The sequence below is a fragment of the Anaerococcus tetradius genome (genome assembly GCF_947087635.1).
GTDB lineage: Bacteria > Bacillota > Clostridia > Tissierellales > Peptoniphilaceae > Anaerococcus > Anaerococcus tetradius.
In genome coordinates this window covers 1-19,023 of the sequence record NZ_CAMUDP010000016.1, presented here as the reverse complement: position 1 = coordinate 19,023, position 19,023 = coordinate 1, and the positions used below count along the sequence as shown (strand labels likewise).

Below are 19,023 nucleotides of genomic sequence, written 5' to 3'. Positions count from 1 at the left end.
AACAAGGTATAGAATAGGTATAGTAAATATATCCTATTAAAACAATCGGATATAAAGGAGTTTTTATGAAAGATAGCAAAATTATTTTAGTTGGAGATGGAGCTGTAGGTTCCTCCTTTGCTTATGCAAGCACAATACTTGGCATAGGTAGAGAGATCGGAATAATTGATATAAATGAAGATAAGGCTTATGGAGATGCCATGGACTTATCAGATGTATTAAGTTTTACTAAGCCAAAAACTATTTATAAGGCTGATTATAGTGATTGCCGTGATGCTGAAGTAGTGGTTATTACAGCAGGCATACCACAAAAAGACGGGGAAAGTAGACTCGACTTGGTAGATAAAAATCTAAAGATTTTCAAAGACATGATTAAAAAAATTGTCGATTCAGGCTTCGATGGAATTTTCCTAGTAGCAAGCAATCCTGTAGATATATTGACCTATGCTACATGGAAATATTCATCATTTCCTGCTAACAAGGTTATAGGAACTGGAACAACCCTTGACTCTTCAAGATTTAAAAAGGAAATAGCTTCCCTTATAGGAATTGATCCTAGAAGTGTTGATGCCTATATTTTAGGTGAACATGGTGATAGCGAGTTTGCTGTTTGGTCTCACACAAATATTGGTGGACTTCCTATCTATGAATGGGTTAAGTCTCATAGCAAGGTTGATGAACTAGCCTTACTAGAAACATTTGAAAAGACAAAAAATGCAGCCTATGAAATAATTAAAAGAAAGGGAGCTACCTTCTATGGTATAGGTATGGCCCTTGCAAGAATAGTAGAATCAATTATAAATGATGAAAATAGAGTATTTTCAACATCTTCTTACCTTGATGGCGAATATGGCTTAAAGGATATCTTTATTGGTGTACCAACTGTCATAGGTAAGGATGGTGTTAAGTGGGTAATTGAAATTCCACTAACTGATACAGAAAAGGAAAGAATGGATTCCTCTTACAAGACTCTAAAAGAAATCATAGATAGATCCTTCAAATAAATATTAACTGGGACTATTGCACAATAAGCATATTTTATTTATAGAAAGCTAATTTTCACTAAATAGATTAGCTAGTTTTATTGATAAAATATGCTTTAGGGCAGTAGTCCTTTTTTTGGATATCTCATTAAAGGTAAAACGTTATCACGAATAAGGCTAACAAGCTTAGATTAGCTATGATAACGAGTATCAAAACAGTTGCAATAGAAGTTCATGCATTAATATATAAAAAATTTAGTTGACATGAAAACGTATATTTGATATTATTAAATTGATCATAGAATCAAATTTATTTAGGAGGATAAAATGAAAAAAATAGGTTTATTGCCAAGGCTAATTATAGCCATCGTTTTAGGTATTATTCTTGGTCTTTTTGGACCAGCTGTTATTGTTAGAATTCTTATAACCTTTAACGGTTTATTTGGTAACTTCCTAAACTTCGTTATTCCATTAATAATCATGGGCTTTGTAATCCCAGGAATAGCTGATTTGGGAAGTGAAGCAGGAAAGACACTAGCTATTACAGCAGGTATTGCTTATTTGTCAACAATAACTTTTGGTACTGCTACATATTTCACAGGAAGTTTTGTACTACCAAACTTTATTAAACAAGGTGCAATCAACTTCAACCCTGAACAAAACACAGGTAAAGTTCTAGAACCATTCTTTACATCTCCAATGGATCCTATATTTAGTGTAACAACAGCACTTATTATGTCATTCATCCTAGGTGTAGGTATAGCTGCAGTTAAGGGAGATGTCCTTAAAAAAGCAGTTCATGAGTTCTCAGACATTATTACCAAGCTTATTTCAAACATAGTAATTCCTTTGTTGCCAATTCACATAGCTGGTATTTTTGCTAATATGGCTTATCAAGGAACAGTTGCTGAAGTATTAAAAGTATTCTCAAAAGTATTCTTAATGGTTATAATACTTCATTGGTTGACAATATTAATTCAATATTCTATTGCAAGCTCTGCTGGTGGCGGAAGTCCATTTAAGAAAATTAAAACAATTTTCCCAGCTTATATGACAGCTATAGGTACTCAATCATCTGCAGCTACCATCCCTGTAACTCTAAGACAAACCTACAAGATGGGTGTAAACAAGGGTATAGCAGACTTCGTTATTCCACTTTGCGCTACAATCCACCTATCTGGATCAACTATTACACTAACTTCTTGCTCTATGGCTATACTAATGCTTCAAGGAGCAGATGTTACCCTACATCATATGTTCCCATTCATCTTAATGCTTGGTGTAACAATGGTAGCAGCTCCTGGCGTTCCAGGTGGTGCAGTTATGGCAGCTTTAGGTATCTTGCAATCAATGCTTGGCTTTACTGAGCCTATGACAGCTTTAATTATTGCCCTATATGTTGCTCAAGATTCTTTCGGAACAGCTTGCAATATCTCTGGTGATGCTGCAATAGCTTGTTTAGTAAACAAGATTAATGGATTTAAATTAGATCCAGCTGCCAACGAAGAATATATAAAAGATTTAGCATAATAACAAGTTAAAATAGAACTCTTTTTGAGTTCTATTTTTCCGCTCATATTATATTTTTTCACACATATTTAAAATAATTATTACATATATAAGGAGAGTTTATGACTATTAAAAGAAAAAAGAAGACAATGGATGGTAATACAGCAGCTGCTCATGTATCTTATGCATTTTCTGATGTTGCAGCTATTTATCCTATTACACCTTCTTCACCTATGCCAGAATTTATTGACAAATGGGCTGCTCAAGGCAGGAAAAACTTGTTTGGCAATGAAGTTTCAGTAACTGAAATGCAACATGAAGCTGGAGCAGCTGGTGCAGTCCATGGTTCTCTAGCAGCAGGCGCACTTACATCCACATATACAGCTAGCCAAGGCTTCTTGTTGATGATTCCTGATATGTTCAAAATAGCTGGAGAACGTTTACCAGCGGTATTTCACGTTGCTGCTCGTTCTATTTCTACTTGTTCTATCAATATGTATGGAGATCACCAAGACGTAATGGCTGGAAGACAAACAGGTTTTGCAATGCTTGCTTCTGGTTCAGTTCAAGAAATCATGGATATTTCTCCAGTAGCTCATCTTGCAGCAATCAAAGCTAGAATTCCTTTCGTTAACTTCTTTGATGGTTTTAGAACTAGCCATGAAATTCAAAAAATCGAGGTTTGGGATTATGATCAATTCGAAAATTTAGTAGATTATGAAGCTATAGATGCCTTCAAAAACGATTCTTTATCACCACATAGACCTACAATGAGGGGTGTTTTTGAAAAGGGAGGATATTTCCAAAGAACAGAAGCTCAAAATAAAGCCTATAATAGTTTACCAGGAATCGTTGAAGAATACATGAATAAAATTAATGAGAAACTTGGCACAAATTATTCTCTATTTAACTATGTTGGAGACCCAGAGGCAACAGATATAATCATTGCCATGGGATCAGGCACAGATACTATTAATCAAACTGTGGATAAATTAAACCAAGAGGGAAGAAAGCTAGGACTCGTTAAGGTTCATCTTTATAGACCATTCTCTGCTGAACACCTACTAAAGACAATTCCAGAAAGTGTAGAAAGAATAGCAGTTCTCGATAGAACAAAGGAAAAAGGAGCAGTCGGAGAACCTTTATATCTTGATGTTGTAGAAGTTTTTGCTAATTCAAATAGAAATCCAAAAATCATAGGTGGACGTTATGGTCTAGGACAAAAGGATACAAACCCTGCTCACTTCAAGGCTGTATTTGACAATCTAGCAAGCAAAAATCCTAAAAACCATTTTACAGTTGGAATTGATGACGATGTAACTCATACTTCCCTAGAAGTTGACAAATCTTTTGTAATCAACGATGGCAAAACTAACAGATGCATCTTCTGGGGTAATGGTGGAGATGGTACTGTTGGAGCAAACAAGAATGCTATTAAGATTATAGGTGATAATACTGATATGTTTGCTCAAGGATATTTCGACTATGACGCCAAAAAAAGTAATGGTCTAACCCTATCTCACTTGCGTTTCTCACCAAACCCAATACATGCGGCATACCTAATAGATGAGGCAGATTTTGTGTCATGTTCACCACAAGCATATGTTAAGCAATACGACTTGACAAAAAATCTTAAAGACGGTGGAATTTTCTTATTGAATACTATTTGGAATATGGACGAATTAGAAGAGCATATGCCAAACAAAATGAAAAGGGATATAGCTAGTAGAAATATTCAATTCTATACAGTAAATGCTTCAAAAATTGCCATAGAAGTTGGTCTGGGTCATAGAACTAACATGGTTATCCAAACTGCATTTTTCATACTTTCTAAGGTATTACCAATTGATGATGCTATTAAATATCTAAAAGATTCTATTCAAGCCTCTTATGGTATGAAGGGTCAAGATATAGTAGATATGAACAACAAGGCAGTTGATAGAACTAGAGAAGAGTTGGCTAAGGTAGAAATACCTGCTAGCTGGAAGAATCTAGAAGATGAAGTGCTAGAAGATAATTCAGATGAACCTCTATTCATAAGAAATATGGTTAGGCCAATAATCAATCTTCACGAAGATGACCTTCCAGTATCTAGTTACCTAGCCTATGATGATGGTCAATATATGGCGGCAACTAGCCAATACGAAAAGAGAGGCATAGCTTTATTCGTTCCAGAATGGAAAATCGACAATTGTATTCAATGTAATCAATGTTCATTCGTTTGTCCACATGCTACAATAAGACCATTCCTCTTAGATGAAAAAGCTAAGGCTAATGCACCTACTGGCTTTGAAACGAAAAAAGCTATAGGCAGGGGTCTGGAGGGATATGAATTTAGAATCCAAGTATCTCCTTATGATTGTATGGGATGTGGCAACTGCGTTGATGTATGTCCTGCTCCTAAAAAAGCCCTTGAGATGAAAGCGATTGACGAGCAAATAGAAAAACAAGCTGATAATTGGCTCTATGCCCATGAAAAAGTTGGCTATAAGGATGATGAATTTGCTGCAAATAATGTTAAGAATTCACAATTCATGCAACCACTATTAGAATTCTCAGGTGCATGTGCTGGTTGTGGTGAAACACCTTATGCAAAACTAATCACTCAACTATTTGGAGATCATCAAATGATTTCTAATGCAACAGGTTGTTCATCTATTTGGGGTTCATCAGTTCCATCAATGCCATATTGTACCAACAAGAAGGGAGAAGGTCCTGCATGGGCATCATCTCTATTTGAAGATGCAGCTGAGTATGGATATGGAATGCTTTTAGCTAATAAGGCTAATAGAGTTAGTCTAGAAAATCTAATGAAAAAATTCTTAGGTCTTCATCTAACAAGTCCATTAAATGATGCCTTTAATGAATGGTTAGAAAATAACCATGAATTTGAAGCTAGCAAAAAAGCTGCTATAAAAATAGAAGCTTTATTGGCAAATGAAATTGACAATGAAGAAGCTAAGAAAATTTTAGAGAGAATTAAGGCTCTCAAAGATTATCTAGTTAAGAAGAGTCAATGGATATTTGGTGGTGACGGTTGGGCCTATGATATCGGCTTCTCAGGAGTAGATCATGTATTAGCTAGCGGAGAAGATATCAATGTAATAGTATTTGATACAGAAGTATATTCTAATACTGGCGGTCAAAGTTCAAAGGCTACACCACTTGCAGCAGTAGCAAAATTTGCGGCATCTGGTAAGAAGGTTCGTAAGAAAGATTTAGGTCTAATGATGACAACATATGGTTATGTATATGTTGCCCAAGTTGCAATGGGAGCTAATCAAGCACAAACCCTAAAGGCAATAAAAGAAGCTGAAGCTTATCCAGGCCCATCAATTATAATAGCTTATGCTCCATGTATTAACCATGGTATAAAGGCAGGAATGGGTAAGACTCAAAGAAGAGAAAAAGAAGCGGTAGCATCTGGTTATTGGCATCTATGGAGATTCAATCCACTTCTAGCAAGAGATGGCAAGAATCCATTTGTTCTAGATTCAAAAGATCCTGAAGAATCATTCCAAGAATTCCTCCAAGGAGAGGTACGTTACGCATCATTGAAGAAGGCTTTCCCAGAAAGTGCGGATCAACTTTATGCGGAAGCAGAACAAGCAGCAAAAGAAAGATTAGATTCTTATAAAAGAATGGCAAAAATTAAGTAAAAGAGGTAGTTATGACAGCAAATTTAGAAATGGTAAAAGAAGCAAGAAAAATTCTTGAAGGTAATATTGAAAAAACTCCAATTTATACAGCATCTAGAATGGGTGAAAACCTATATATAAAGATGGAAAATCTACAAAAGACAGGTTCTTTTAAACTTAGAGGGGCCTTCAATAAAATAGCACATCTAACTGATGAACAAAAGAAAAAGGGTGTAATATCTTGCTCAGCAGGTAACCATGCTCAAGGTGTAGCCCTATCTGCAACAAGACAAGGTATCAAATCTTATATCTGCATTCCATCCATAGCTCCATTGTCAAAAATAGAAGCTACAAGAGGCTACGGTGGAGAAGTTATAATAGTCGATGGAACATTTGATGATGCACAAGCCAAGGCATATGAGTTACAAAAAGAAATGGATTTAACCTATGTAGCTCCTTTTGATGATGAATATGTCCTATGTGGTCAAGGAACAATCGGTCTTGAAATTCTTGAACAACTACCAGATGTTAAATATATAGTAGTTCCAATCGGTGGCGGTGGACTTATTTCAGGTATAGCCTTAGCTGTAAAATCTCTAAAACCAGATGTAAAAATTATAGGAGTTGAGCCTGAAAATGCTGCATCAATGCTTGCTTCTAGAAAAGCAGGTAAAATAGTTACCCTTGACTCAGCGAATACTATGGCTGATGGTATAGCTGTTAAAAAACCAGGCGTTTTGACCTTTGATTTATGCGAAAAATATGTTGATGAAATAGTAACTGTATCAGAAGATGAAATTACAAATGCCATCCTAAGACTACTTGAAGAAAGTAAAGTAAGTGCCGAAGGTGCAGGAGCTTCTTCTGTAGCTGCAGTCTTATCTAAAAAATTTGATTTCTCAGATGGTAAAGTATGTGCTGTTCTTAGCGGTGGTAACATCAATGTCAACACAATCTCTCAAATCATTAACCAAGGTCTATTTAAGACAGGAAGACTTGCAGAAATTACAACAACTATTTCTGATAAACCAGGCGAGCTAATTAGATTACTAACAATAATCAAAGACAAGGGAGCTAATATCAAAAACATCGACCAATTTAAGTCTGCAGAAACAGTTGGCTTTGACCATGCAGTTGTAAGAATTATAGCTGAAACTTATAACAAAGACCACAGACGTGAATTATATCAAGCACTTGCTGACGCGGGCTATGAAGAAAGCCATGTTAGCAGAAATAAATAAAGCTAAAGTTTAATGCTAAAAATATAAAAAAATAAAAGAGTTATATATCAGGGTTATCTTATCGAACCCTGATATATTTTTGTCTTCTTTAATCTATAGTCACGAACATATATTTTAAGTCTTTTGATTTATATGGTAGAATATAATTAATTATTAGATTTCAGAAGGAGGATTTATGTCGGATTTTATTATAAGTTCTGAATCTATAATGGATTTAACAAACGAGTATGTAAAAGAACTTGGAGTTAGCTTTATTAAATCAAATTATGAACTTAATGGTAAAATATATTTGGATGATTTTGGTAAAAGCTTAGATATGGATAGCTTTTATAAGGATATGGAAAATGGCTCAAGTCCAAGCACTTCAGCTATCAATACTCAAGAATATATTAACTATTTTAAGCAAATGCTAGAAGAAGGAAAAGACATCTTACACGTTTGCCTTTCTTCGGGTTTATCAATTCAGTATTCATGTTTATTACAAGCAATAGACATTCTAAAAGAAGATTATCCTGAAAGAAAAATATATCCTATAGATTCAAAAATGGCATCTAGTGGTGTTGGTTTGTTAATTAAAAAACTTGTTGCCTACAAAAACGAGGGTCTAAGTATAGAAGAGCTTTATCAATGGGCTAAGGACAATTGTCTGCATGTAATTTGTTACACAAGCAATGAGAATCTTGAATACTTAGCTAGGGGTGGTAGGCTATCAAAAACAGCTGCTGGCATAGGAAAACATCTTCATATATGTCCTTTAATTCAGTTTGATGACACAGGTCATATGTTCGTTGGCCAGAAAATTAGGACTAAGAAAAAATTGATAAATACTATGATAAAAAAGATGCAAGATAATGCCTATGATGGCCTTGACTATGCTGATGATGTATTCGTAAACCACGCTAAAAATGAGGATTTAGCAATAGAAGTTAAAGATATTCTTTTGGATAATTTTAAAAATCTAAAAGAGGTCAAAATTTTTAATATAGGTCCAACTATAGGTAGCCATATTGGACCAGGAGCTATAAGTATTTTCTTTTGGGGTAAGTCCAGGAAAGAATAAATTTAAGCTAGGCAAAGCTTGTCATATATAAAAGTTCTTGTATAATCATAATACATTGATAAATAATAAATTAACAAGGGGTAAATTATGACTTACACAAGATTTTCAGTTCCTAACACAATTATTCATGGCGATGATGCCCTAGAGTATCTTTCAACTATTAAGGGAAAAAGAGCAGTTCTAGTTACTGGCGGATCATCAATGAAAAAATTTGGATTTTTGGATGAAGCCAAAGCCCAACTAGAAAAAGCTGGTATCAAAGTGGAAATAATTGATGGAGTTGAACCAGATCCTTCTGTTAAAACTTGCCTAGCAGGTGGAAAGAAAATGGAAGAGTTTAATCCTGACTGGATAATAGCTATAGGTGGTGGATCTGCTATGGATGCGGCTAAGGCTATGTGGGTATTTTATGAATATCCAGGCTATGATTTTACAAAGCTTGCTCAATTCGACAACCCACCATTAAAGAATAAGGCAAGATTAATCTGTATTCCATCAACATCTGGTACAGCATCTGAGATAACTGCATTTTCTGTTATTACAGATACTGAAAACGAAATTAAGTACCCACTAGTTCATCCTGATTTTGTTCCAGAAGTAGCTATTTTGGATACAAGAATACCAGCAAAGATGCCAAGTCGTATTACAGCAGCAACAGGTATGGATGTAATGACCCACGCTGTTGAAGCTTTTGTATCTACTAGTGCTGATGATTTCACAGATCCATATGCTATAAGAGCAATTGAACTAGTATTTGCTTATCTAAAAAGAGCCTATGATAAGGCTGACGATATGCTAGCACGTGAAAAAATGCACACAGCCTCAACTATAGCTGGTATGGCCTTTACCAATGCTTCACTTGGTATAGTTCACTCAATGGCCCACAAAATTGGCGGTATCTTCCATCTTACTCATGGAGAAGCAAATGCAATAATGCTTCCTTACATTATCGATTATAATAGAAAAGAAACTGATAAGTACGACAAAATTGAGGAGATTTTAGGAATTGATGACCTTGCAGAAGAGATTAGAAAACTCAACAAAGAAGTTGGAATTTCAGCTAATATTAAGGATGGTAAGAATACAATAATTAGTGAGGATGCCTTCCTAGCCCACTTAGACTTAATGAGCGAGAACGCCTTTAAGGATGCTTGTACCTTAACCAATCCTAGAAAAACTTCAGCTGATGACATTAAAAAACTTTATAAGGCAAGCTACTACGGAGAAAAAGTAGATTTCTAGAATTACATGACCCTGGCGAGGCCGGGGTTTTTTATTTGAAAATATTGTATAAGGAGGATTTCATGAATTTTTTTGAGAAGTCTAAAGAGATAAAGGATTACATGATTGATATTAGAAGGAGAATCCACGAGTATCCAGAGCTAGGATTTGATTTAGAAAATACTACAAGTATTGTTAAAGAAGAATTGGATAAGCTTGGTGTATCCTTCACTTCACCAATTGAAAATTCTGTCCTCGCAAGCCTTGGTAAGGGTGATAAGACAATATTGCTTAGGGCAGATATGGATGCTCTTGCAATAGTGGAGGAAAATAATTTAGCTTTTAAATCTAAAAACACTTGTGGTCATATGTGTGGTCATGATTTTCACACTGCCATGCTTTTAGGCACTATTAAGTTATTAAAAGATATGGAAGAAAACCTGGGTGGGGTTGTTAAATTTATCTTCCAGCCTGCCGAGGAAATTCTAAAAGGGTCAGAAAAGATGATTGATGCTGGAATCTTAGAAAATCCAAAAGTAGATAAGGCAATGATGGTTCATATGGATACAACAAGAAAAGTGGGTATCTATATTAAGGAAGGAGCCATGGCTACTTCTAATAATAATTTTAGAATAGAGGTTAAGGGTTATTCTTGCCATGGGGCTATGCCTGAAAAAGGAATTGATGAAAGTTTTATTGCTTGCCAAATCGTCAATGCCTTACAAGTTCTTGTATCAAGGGAGCTTTCTTTTACTAAGGGAGCAGTTCTTACAACTGGTCATATACAAGGAGGTAATGCTCCTAATATAATTCCTGATAAGGCCATCATTGAGGGAACTACAAGGACTTACTATGAGGAAAGCAAAAAGCATATCCAAGAAAGAATTCCAGAAATAGCTAAATATATAGCAAAAGCCTACAGGGCAGATGCGGATTTTGAGATTTTATCTGATGTCCCTGCTATCATTAATGACAAGGATTTCTATGATGAAGCTATAAAAGTTTTAAGAAGAATGGAAATAGATAATAAAGATTTTTCTTTGTTTGATAAGTGCGAAGCTGTTACTGCCAGTGATGATTTTGCAAATATAGCAAAGAAAGTCCCTTCCTTAATGCTTATGGTAGGATGTATGCCTGATAAGGGTGAGGCTTACCCACTCCATAATGGCAAGGCTATTTTTAACGAGGATGCAATTGTTTATGGGCCAAGTGCAATGGCAAGTATCGCCTATGATTATTTGAAAGGAGAAAAGAAATGAAATTAATTTGTTATAAAAGATGTTCCACCTGCAAGGGTGTTGAGAAAATTCTAGATGAGAAAAATATTTCTTATGAACTAAGGGATATCAAAGATGAAAATCCAACAAGAGAAGAGCTCAAGGCATGGCATGAAAAGTCAGGATACGATATCAAGAGGTTCTTCAATACTTCAGGAAAAATCTACAGGGAAGAAAATCTTAAAGATAAGCTAAAGGATATGAGCCTTGAAGAAAAATATGACTTGTTGGCTACAGACGGAATGATTGTTAAAAGACCAATCCTATTTACTGATGATGACAAGATTCTAGTCGGTCCAGATGTAAAGAAATACCTTGAGAGTCTCTAAGATGTCTTTTGAACTAAGGGGTATTGACAAGCTTAATGATAAAGAAAGAATGGATGAGCTAATCAATTATGTAAAGATTCAAGTCGATGATGAAGAAAATCCCATAGCCCTTATGGCTAATGTTTCTGCCTTTATTATGGCTATAATCAAGGACTTAAATTGGGCAGGCTTTTATATTGTTGGAGATGGAAATCTTATCCTAGGTCCATTTCAAGGTCTTCCTGCTTGCACAAGACTTTCTTTTGATAAGGGGGTATGTGCTAAGGCTTATAGGGAAGGAAAAATTATTAAGGTTGATGATGTAAGCCAGTTTATAGATCATGTAGTTTGTGATAACAATTCTAATTCCGAATTGGTTGTTCCGATTTTTAATGAAGGCGATTTAAAATGCTTATTGGACTTAGATTCGCCAAAACTTGCTAGATTTAGCCAAGTAGAAGTGGAAGGATTTAAAGAAATAGGTAAAATTTTGGAAAATAGAATATATTTATAGGCTAATAAGGAATTCTTGATAAACTAAATTCTTAACTAAGCATAATTGAGTTCTTAGTTGGGGATAATCAAGAATTCTTTTTATATAAAAGGAAATCTAGCACATAAACTCTCAATCTTTATTTAATTAATCTTAAATGTATTTTATATTTTATAAATTACTAGAATTTATTTTGTAAATATTATATTTATTGTTATAATACTAAAAGTAGTATAGTTAATAATTGCAAATTTAAGACTATAGTTTAAATCAAAGGAGTTTAGATGAGACTTAGACATAAACCTAATGCAATTCCAGAAATGCAGGAAAATAAGTATATATATTTTAATCCGACCTCAAATATGGGAAGATGGAAGGAAATTTTTGGAAATAACAATCCCATACATTTAGAAATCGGAGCTGGCATGGGAGATTTTATTATCAAAAAAGCCCTAGCCAATAAGGATATTAATTACCTAGCCCTTGAGATGAACACCAATGCTTTTGTTGTTGCTAGTAGAAAAATAATTGATGAAGGCATAGAAAATGTTAGAGGCATTATAGGGAATGCAGAGAACCTAGAAGATATGTTTGACAAAGGAGAAATTGATAAGATTTACCTAAATTTCTCAACCCCTTGGCCAAAGAAACGTCATCACAAGAGAAGGCTATCCCATAAGAGATTTCTCGATAGATACCTAAATATCGTAAGTGAAGGGGCTGAAATTGAACTAAAAACAGATAATACAGACTTCTTTGATTCTAGTTTAGAATATCTTGATGAATTTGGCATAGACATTATTGAAGTAGACAGAAATCTCGACCTCGAAAAATCCGTAGTCACAGAGTATGAAAATAAATTTAGAATGAAAGATATGCCTATATACTTTGTTAGGGCAAAGTTTAATAATTAAGGAGAAAAGATGAGAAAAGTAAAAAAAATACTTATTGCTCTTTTTGTTATAGTAATCCTCTCATTTTCTTCCTACTTTTTTGGTATGAAAGCTGGGGGACTTAATAATAAAGATAAGATATCGAGTGATATAGTTAAGGATCAATTGTTAAGTGTTAAGGAATTGACAACTCTAAAGTATAGATACACGAATGTTGGTTCTTTTGAAAATCAGAGCGAGTTTTATGGTATGAAGATACCTTTTACTACAAAGAAGTTTATAATTTCTTATGATGGGGTAGTCAGTGCTGGAGTAGATTTAGACGAGACTAAGGTAGATATTGATGATAAAAATAAAATCATCAACATAAGATTAGCTAAGGCTAAAATCATATCTCACGAGATTGATGAGGATTCCCTAACCATATTCGATGAAAAAAATTCGATTTTTAATCAATTAAAGCTTGAGGATTTCTCTGATTTTAGGAAAAATGAAATGAAAAAAGTAGAAGAAAATCTTACTAAAAAGGGATTTTTGGAGGAAGCCAACAAAAAAAGCAAAGATGCTATAGTTGAAATTCTTAACATAAATCCGATTATTAAAGCTGACTATACTATAAAGCTTAACTGATAAAAAATATTTTATAACAGATAAAGACCCAATCATTAATGTAATTAAAGATTGGGTTTTTATGTGTTTAGAAGTATTCAAAAAACAAAGTTACTAGGGGATATAGAATGATTTGATGGCTTAGATAAATGGGCATAGCTAATCTTCCGATTCTAGCTAGGAAATTATCTTTACCATATGCCTTATAAAAGTTTTTCTCTTTAAGGAAATTACCAGCTGTAAATCCAGCTAAATACATAAATAGCCAAGGAATCATAGGGAAATAATCGCTTGATGAGAATTCATTAGAGGGAAAACCCAAGAGAAATATATTTTTCATGTATAAATTGTTAAAAAAACTAATTTCAGCTAGAGACCTGCTAGGGACAGAATAAGTTAAAGCAAAAAAAATTACAAATATTATGCAAAAATAGGAAGAAATCTTTATCCTTTCTTGTAAAAGACCTGTAATAATCATTGAAAGACCCAAGGCATTCAAGACTCCCCATACAATTAGCTGCTCTCTTGCAAACAAATAAGTAATAAGGCTTATAAGAAAGCCGAGAGCAGAAGTTTTAAGACCTCTATTAATGTTTTTCTTTGGTGAAATTAGAGATGAAGTAATTCCCGATATAAGAAAAAATGAAATAGCAATAGAAAGTTGCCAAATTTTATTTAGAATACTTCCGTCATACCGACTTATACTTTTGTAATAGTTAATATTATAGCATAGGTGGAAGATTATCATGGAAATAATCGTAAGACCCCTATAAGTGTCAAGATAATAATTTCTTTTCATATTTTCTCCTTCTCTTAACTATACCTCAAAGCTAAAAGCAATATAATTTTCTCCTTGCTCAAAGGACATTTCTTAACTATAATTAAGAGATGGAGGTGGAGATGAAAAATTTTAATGATTATTACGAATATATTATAAATAGGGGCAACACTAATGGTGGCCATAGCTTAGAGAAAATCAGAAGACTTTTGGCTTTATTTGATAATCCTCAGGATAAAATAGATGTAATCCATGTAGCAGGAACTAATGGCAAGGGATCGACAGCTCACATGCTTGAAGAAACTTTAGCATTAAAAAATAAAGTAGGCCTATTTACTTCACCATATATGACTAAAATTAATGAGTCAATTTCTATTTCAGGTGAAGATATTAGCGACGAAGACTTTATGGAAATTATTGATAGGCTAAAGGAACCATTAAAAAGACTTGATGAAGAAGGTTATCATAACTCTTATTTTGAAGTTCTCACAGCTATAATGTATATATATTTTTACGAAAAGAAAGTAGACCTTGCAGTTGTTGAAGTTGGTCTTGGAGGTAGTCTTGATTCGACAAATATTATTAAAAAGCCTAAGGCTTGTGTTATCACTACTATATCCAAAGATCATGTTCAAATTCTTGGTGATAGCCTAGAAGAGATTGCGGGAAATAAGGCGGGAATAATTAAAGAAGATAGCCGAGTTTTCTTATATCCAAAAGAGGGAACTGTTAAAAAAGTTTTTACAGATAAGTGTGAACAAAGCCATAGCAAGCTTTATACTTATGATAAAAACGAGATTGAAATCTTAAAGCTAGGATCTACTTACAACGAATTTAACTTTAGGGACTATAAAAACATAAAAACATCTTTAACTGGTATCCACCAAGTTTATAATGCTGCAACAGCCTTATTATGCCTCGATCACATAAAAGATGAGTATAATCTTACAAAAGATGATATTTATAAGGGGCTTTTTAGGGCAGACAATCCTGGTAGGCTTCAAATGATATCAAAAAAACCAAGGATTCTTCTAGATGGATCGCACAATAAGGAAGCCATTGACGCTTTAATCAAGTCCCTAGAAAATTATACTTATGACAGATTGATTGTCGGTTTTTCCATACTAAAAGATAAGGATTACCCTTATATTATTGAAAAATTATCGAAAGTTGCTGGTAAGATTATCCTTACACAAATAGAAGATAATCCAAGGGCCTTTGACCTAGATGATTTATATGAAATTGTTAAGGAAAAATTTGATGATGTAGAAAAAATAAAAGACCCAATCGAAGCCTATAACTTTTCTAAAAAGATTGCTTCTGATGAGGATCTAGTAATATGGTGTGGTTCCTTGTATTTGGTAGGTAACTTACTTAAATATGAAAAAGAAAGTTAAACTATTAATCAAATTTGCTCAAGAATTAAACTAGAGCAAATCTGATATTTCTTTGAAGAAAATTGAGGCTTCAAGCGTGTTTGAGTCTCTTTTTTTGATGGTTAAAATATTTAGATTCGATTTTGCCCTAGTCATAGCTACATACATTAGGCGTCTTTCCTCTTCTAATTTGTTGGCATAGTCCTCATTATCTACAATCATCGGAAATTCATTTTTGACAAGATTTATGATATAAACATTGTCATACTCAAGCCCCTTGGACCTATGGATTGTAGAAAGGATAAGATTTGATGATTGAGATTTGCAATATTTATCAAGATAGGCGATTTTTTGGTCAAATTCTTTCTTGTTAGATAAACCCTTGGTGAAATTTACAATTGATTCTATATAGAGGTCTTTATTTACGATTTCCTCCCTATATCTTTTAGAAAAATTATTGATGTAAGTTTTATAATCCATGTACTTGTAGATGAATGATATCTTCTTATCTAGGCTAAGTTTTCTAATATGTTTGAGTTGCTTTTCCTTTGTTATCAAAGCTTCAAGCTTGTAATCTTCTAAGTCCATCCCATATAGATGTTGAAAAACGTCCTGACCTAGGGATTTAAAAGCTAACTTTTCGACATCCTCCTTAGTTAGAAAGCTAGATATTTTATAATAAATTTCGCCAAACAAATCCGTCCTATAGAAGTCTTCTGAAAATTCTATAATATTAAATATATCTTCTATGATTTTAGATTTAAAGAAATTTAGATCAGAAAATTGCACAGAAAAGTCAATACCATCTTCCATTAAGAAAGAAATTAAATTTATGGCTTGGATGTTATTTCTAAATAAAATAGCATTTTTCTTATTCCAATCCAGACTTTCTTTTATAAATTTATATTCTTCTTTTACATTTTTTACGACTTTTAGCTTAACATTTGAGGCGAAGCTATTATTTGTAAATAAATTTTTCTTGTATCTAAACTTATTAATCTCTATGAAATTCTTAGATAAGTTGACAATATTTGCACCCGACCTATGGTTTTCGTCCATGACAATAATCTTAGCATCGTGATAGGTCTTTTTGAAATTTAATAAGTAGGCTACATCGCTTGCCCTAAAGGAATAAATGGATTGATCATCATCAGCTACAATCATTAAATTATTTGAGGGGGCTGCTATTTTTTCTATAATTTTAAATTGAATTAGAGAAGTATCCTGACCTTCGTCAAGCTGAATATATTTATACTTATTTCTTATAGATTTTAGGAGCCTTTCATCATTGCTAATTAACTTTAGGGCTATAATTTGCATATCATCGAAGTCTATATAAAAATTTTTTATCTTAAAATTCTCATAAGCCCTGTATATCTTGATACAATTTTTAATCTTTGAATTTTCTAGATAGGACTCGTCTAGCATGGCATTTTTCATGTAGGACATATCTCTAAAAAATTCGTTTAGATCTTCGTTGCTAATTTTTTTATTATTAAATTTAAAAAATAGATAGCTAATTATATTGTACTTGTTGTAACTTGTGTCAGATTCTAAGAGTCTGAGACTTCTGTTATTTTTCTTTAAATAGTTTCTTATAATTAGATAGCAAAAAGCATGGATGGTCATAAAGTTAGTCTTTTTTGAGTCATATCTTTCTTCCATATCAGTAGCTTGATTCTTGGAGAAGGTGATTGTCAAAATATGGCTGGGATTGATTCTTTCTGACAGGTATTTAATTCTTTCTAAAAGCATGGTAGTTTTACCTGCCCCAGGGCCTGCTAAAACTAAAACAGGGCCATCTATATGCCTACTTGCTATAATTTGTTTGTCTGTTAACTTCATATCTTTATTTTATCATATTAATTTATTTAAAAATATGTTAAAATAGAAGAAGAATAAAAAAAGATGGGGGAAATAATGCTTACACAAAATTTTTTGAAATCAAGAACATCAACTAGAGACTTTAAAGAAGAAAAGCTATCAAACGATTTGATAGAAAAATTAAATAAGGAAATGAGTGATTCTGCCCTAAAACATGGTGAAGAAGACATTAACTTTGCCCTCCTTACAAATTGTGAGGAAGTCTATCAAAAGCTTCAAGGCTTTGCTGGTTATAAGGGTATTATGATAAAAGCACCAGCCTATATCGCCCTTAATACACTTAATAATAAGCCAGAAACCTACGTTAAGGCTGCCTATGCAATGGAAGAATTAATCACTAAACTTAATGAGCTAAGTCTTGGTAATTGTTGGATAACTCTAAGCGAAGTAAGTGAGGAGATTAAAAAATCTGCTCTCAAATATGAAAATGGAGATGTTTCAATACTTCTTGCTATTGGACACCCAATGGATGAAAGCTTAAAGGAGCATAAATATTACGATAGACTTGCTAATTCTGACCTAGTTTACCTTGATAATTTTAACCAAGCTGCAAGTGATGAAGATTTAGAGCAAAGAGGACTAAGCAGTATCTTTGACTATGCAAAATACGCTCCATCTGCTTACAACAGTCAACCTTGGAGATTTTTAATCGAAGGTGATAAGTTATCTATCTACATTAAAGACTATGCTGGAACTGTAAATTTAATAGATGCAGGTATAATAATGTATTATATAGATGAACTAGGAAAAACAATAGCATCCAACAGCAAATGGGATATCAATCCAGTATTGGATGCTAAGGAATACACCTTTATAGCAAGCAAAAATTTATAGAATAACGGACGCTTTAGCGTCCTTATTTTAATGGAGGAGATATAATTGATAAGAATATATACAGAAAAAGATTTTGAAAAAATGAGAAAGGCAGCAGAAATTCTCTGCCAAACCCACTTGGCTATAAGAAAAATCATTAGACCTGGTATAAGGACAATTGATTTAGACAAATTTGCTAATGAATTTATTATAAAGCATAAAAAGGCGATTCCAGCCCAACTAGGTTATGGAGGTTTTCCTTATACCCTTTGTATTTCAGTTAATGATGAAATTTGCCATGGCTATCCATCCGACTATGTAATAAAAGAAGGAGACATTGTATCAATAGACAATGTAGTTAACCTTGATGGGGGCCTAGCAGACTCATGCTGGACTTATACTATTGGAAAGATGAAAGAAGAAGATCAAAATCTTGTTGACTGCGACCTTGAAGCCCTAATGAGGGGGATAGAAGCTGCGAAAGTTGGAAATAGGATAGGTGATATTGGTCATGCTATCCAAGAATATGTTGAAGAAGAAAATGGATTTTCGGTTATAAGAGATTTTATAGGTCATGGTATAGGAAAGGAAATGCACGAAGACCCACAAGTTCCTCATTATGGTAAAGCAGGTAGGGGAGCTAGGATTCAAAAGGGCATGGTCTTTACTATTGAACCAATGATAGCTGCAGGCGACTGGAAAATGAAGGTAGATGATAATGGTTGGACAGCAAGAACTAGGGATCACTCTAACTGTTCTCAATTTGAACACCAACTAATCATCCATGAAGACGGTCCAGAAATAATCACAGATCAAAGTAAGTATGAGCTTACTGCTAGTGATCTAGAATTTATTGAAGCTTACAAGAAAAGAAATAATTTATAGAAGGGGCTGTTGCAAAAGTCCTGACACAGAAAAAAGGCGAGGAAAGTGAAATCCT

At 33.6% G+C, this 19,023-nt stretch carries 16 protein-coding genes; 14 read left to right on the top strand and 2 right to left on the bottom strand.

The window, feature by feature from the left end:
- Window positions 1-65 precede the first annotated feature (65 nt).
- The 11 genes from P6936_RS06255 to P6936_RS06205 all read left to right on the top strand — a co-directional run bounded on the left by P6936_RS06255 (window position 66) and on the right by P6936_RS06205 (window position 13,253).
- Window positions 66-1,004 carry an L-lactate dehydrogenase gene (locus P6936_RS06255; protein ID WP_004835850.1) on the top strand — a complete coding sequence of 313 codons (939 nt, stop codon included), beginning with the start codon at window positions 66-68 and terminating at the stop codon, window positions 1,002-1,004.
- A 306-nt stretch (window positions 1,005-1,310) separates the two neighbouring features.
- Complete coding sequence (locus tag P6936_RS06250; RefSeq protein WP_060929476.1) at window positions 1,311-2,513, top strand: dicarboxylate/amino acid:cation symporter; 1,203 nt, start codon at window positions 1,311-1,313, stop codon at window positions 2,511-2,513.
- A gap of 101 nt (window positions 2,514-2,614) precedes the next feature.
- Window positions 2,615-6,151, top strand: coding sequence for a pyruvate:ferredoxin (flavodoxin) oxidoreductase (gene nifJ, locus P6936_RS06245; RefSeq protein ID WP_276881139.1), 3,537 nt, complete (start codon window positions 2,615-2,617; stop codon window positions 6,149-6,151).
- An 11-nt stretch (window positions 6,152-6,162) separates the two neighbouring features.
- Entirely contained in the window at window positions 6,163-7,371 is a 1,209-nt protein-coding gene (gene ilvA / locus P6936_RS06240; protein WP_004835853.1) for a threonine ammonia-lyase, read from the top strand.
- 175 nt (window positions 7,372-7,546) lie between these two features.
- Window positions 7,547-8,431 (top strand): DegV family protein, encoded by an 885-nt coding sequence (locus P6936_RS06235; protein ID WP_276881138.1) that lies wholly within the window; start codon window positions 7,547-7,549, stop codon window positions 8,429-8,431.
- A gap of 87 nt (window positions 8,432-8,518) precedes the next feature.
- On the top strand, window positions 8,519-9,673 hold the full coding sequence (locus P6936_RS06230) for an iron-containing alcohol dehydrogenase (protein WP_276862002.1): 1,155 nt from the start codon (window positions 8,519-8,521) through the stop codon (window positions 9,671-9,673).
- Between the two features lie 62 nt (window positions 9,674-9,735).
- Window positions 9,736-10,911, top strand: coding sequence for a M20 metallopeptidase family protein (locus tag P6936_RS06225; RefSeq protein WP_276881137.1), 1,176 nt, complete (start codon window positions 9,736-9,738; stop codon window positions 10,909-10,911).
- Window positions 10,908-11,258: an arsenate reductase family protein gene (locus P6936_RS06220; RefSeq protein WP_004835857.1), complete on the top strand. Its 351-nt coding sequence runs from the start codon at window positions 10,908-10,910 to the stop codon at window positions 11,256-11,258. Before P6936_RS06225 ends, P6936_RS06220 begins: the two co-directional genes overlap by 4 nt.
- Before the next feature lies 1 nt (window position 11,259).
- Window positions 11,260-11,751, top strand: coding sequence for a GAF domain-containing protein (locus P6936_RS06215; RefSeq protein WP_060929481.1), 492 nt, complete (start codon window positions 11,260-11,262; stop codon window positions 11,749-11,751).
- A gap of 263 nt (window positions 11,752-12,014) precedes the next feature.
- Complete coding sequence (gene trmB, locus P6936_RS06210) at window positions 12,015-12,644, top strand: tRNA (guanosine(46)-N7)-methyltransferase TrmB (RefSeq protein WP_276861827.1); 630 nt, start codon at window positions 12,015-12,017, stop codon at window positions 12,642-12,644.
- Window positions 12,645-12,653: 9 nt separating this feature from the next.
- Window positions 12,654-13,253 (top strand): DUF4230 domain-containing protein, encoded by a 600-nt coding sequence (locus P6936_RS06205; protein WP_276861828.1) that lies wholly within the window; start codon window positions 12,654-12,656, stop codon window positions 13,251-13,253.
- 67 nt (window positions 13,254-13,320) lie between these two features.
- Here the strand turns inward: P6936_RS06205 and P6936_RS06200 are convergent, their stop codons facing one another.
- Window positions 13,321-14,031, bottom strand: coding sequence for a heparan-alpha-glucosaminide N-acetyltransferase domain-containing protein (locus P6936_RS06200; RefSeq protein WP_276881136.1), 711 nt, complete (start codon window positions 14,029-14,031; stop codon window positions 13,321-13,323).
- Window positions 14,032-14,132: 101 nt separating this feature from the next.
- Between P6936_RS06200 and P6936_RS06195 the strand changes: the two genes are divergently transcribed.
- Complete coding sequence (locus P6936_RS06195; RefSeq protein WP_060929485.1) at window positions 14,133-15,407, top strand: bifunctional folylpolyglutamate synthase/dihydrofolate synthase; 1,275 nt, start codon at window positions 14,133-14,135, stop codon at window positions 15,405-15,407.
- 30 nt (window positions 15,408-15,437) lie between these two features.
- Here the strand turns inward: P6936_RS06195 and P6936_RS06190 are convergent, their stop codons facing one another.
- Window positions 15,438-17,231: an ATP-dependent helicase gene (locus P6936_RS06190; protein ID WP_276881135.1), complete on the bottom strand. Its 1,794-nt coding sequence runs from the start codon at window positions 17,229-17,231 to the stop codon at window positions 15,438-15,440.
- Window positions 17,232-17,306: 75 nt separating this feature from the next.
- Here P6936_RS06190 and P6936_RS06185 point away from each other — a divergent pair, with 75 nt between their 5' ends.
- Both P6936_RS06185 and map read left to right on the top strand, forming a co-directional pair.
- On the top strand, window positions 17,307-18,104 hold the full coding sequence (locus P6936_RS06185) for a nitroreductase family protein (RefSeq protein ID WP_276881134.1): 798 nt from the start codon (window positions 17,307-17,309) through the stop codon (window positions 18,102-18,104).
- 45 nt (window positions 18,105-18,149) lie between these two features.
- Window positions 18,150-18,968: a type I methionyl aminopeptidase gene (gene map, locus P6936_RS06180; RefSeq protein ID WP_276881133.1), complete on the top strand. Its 819-nt coding sequence runs from the start codon at window positions 18,150-18,152 to the stop codon at window positions 18,966-18,968.
- Window positions 18,969-19,023 lie beyond the last annotated feature (55 nt).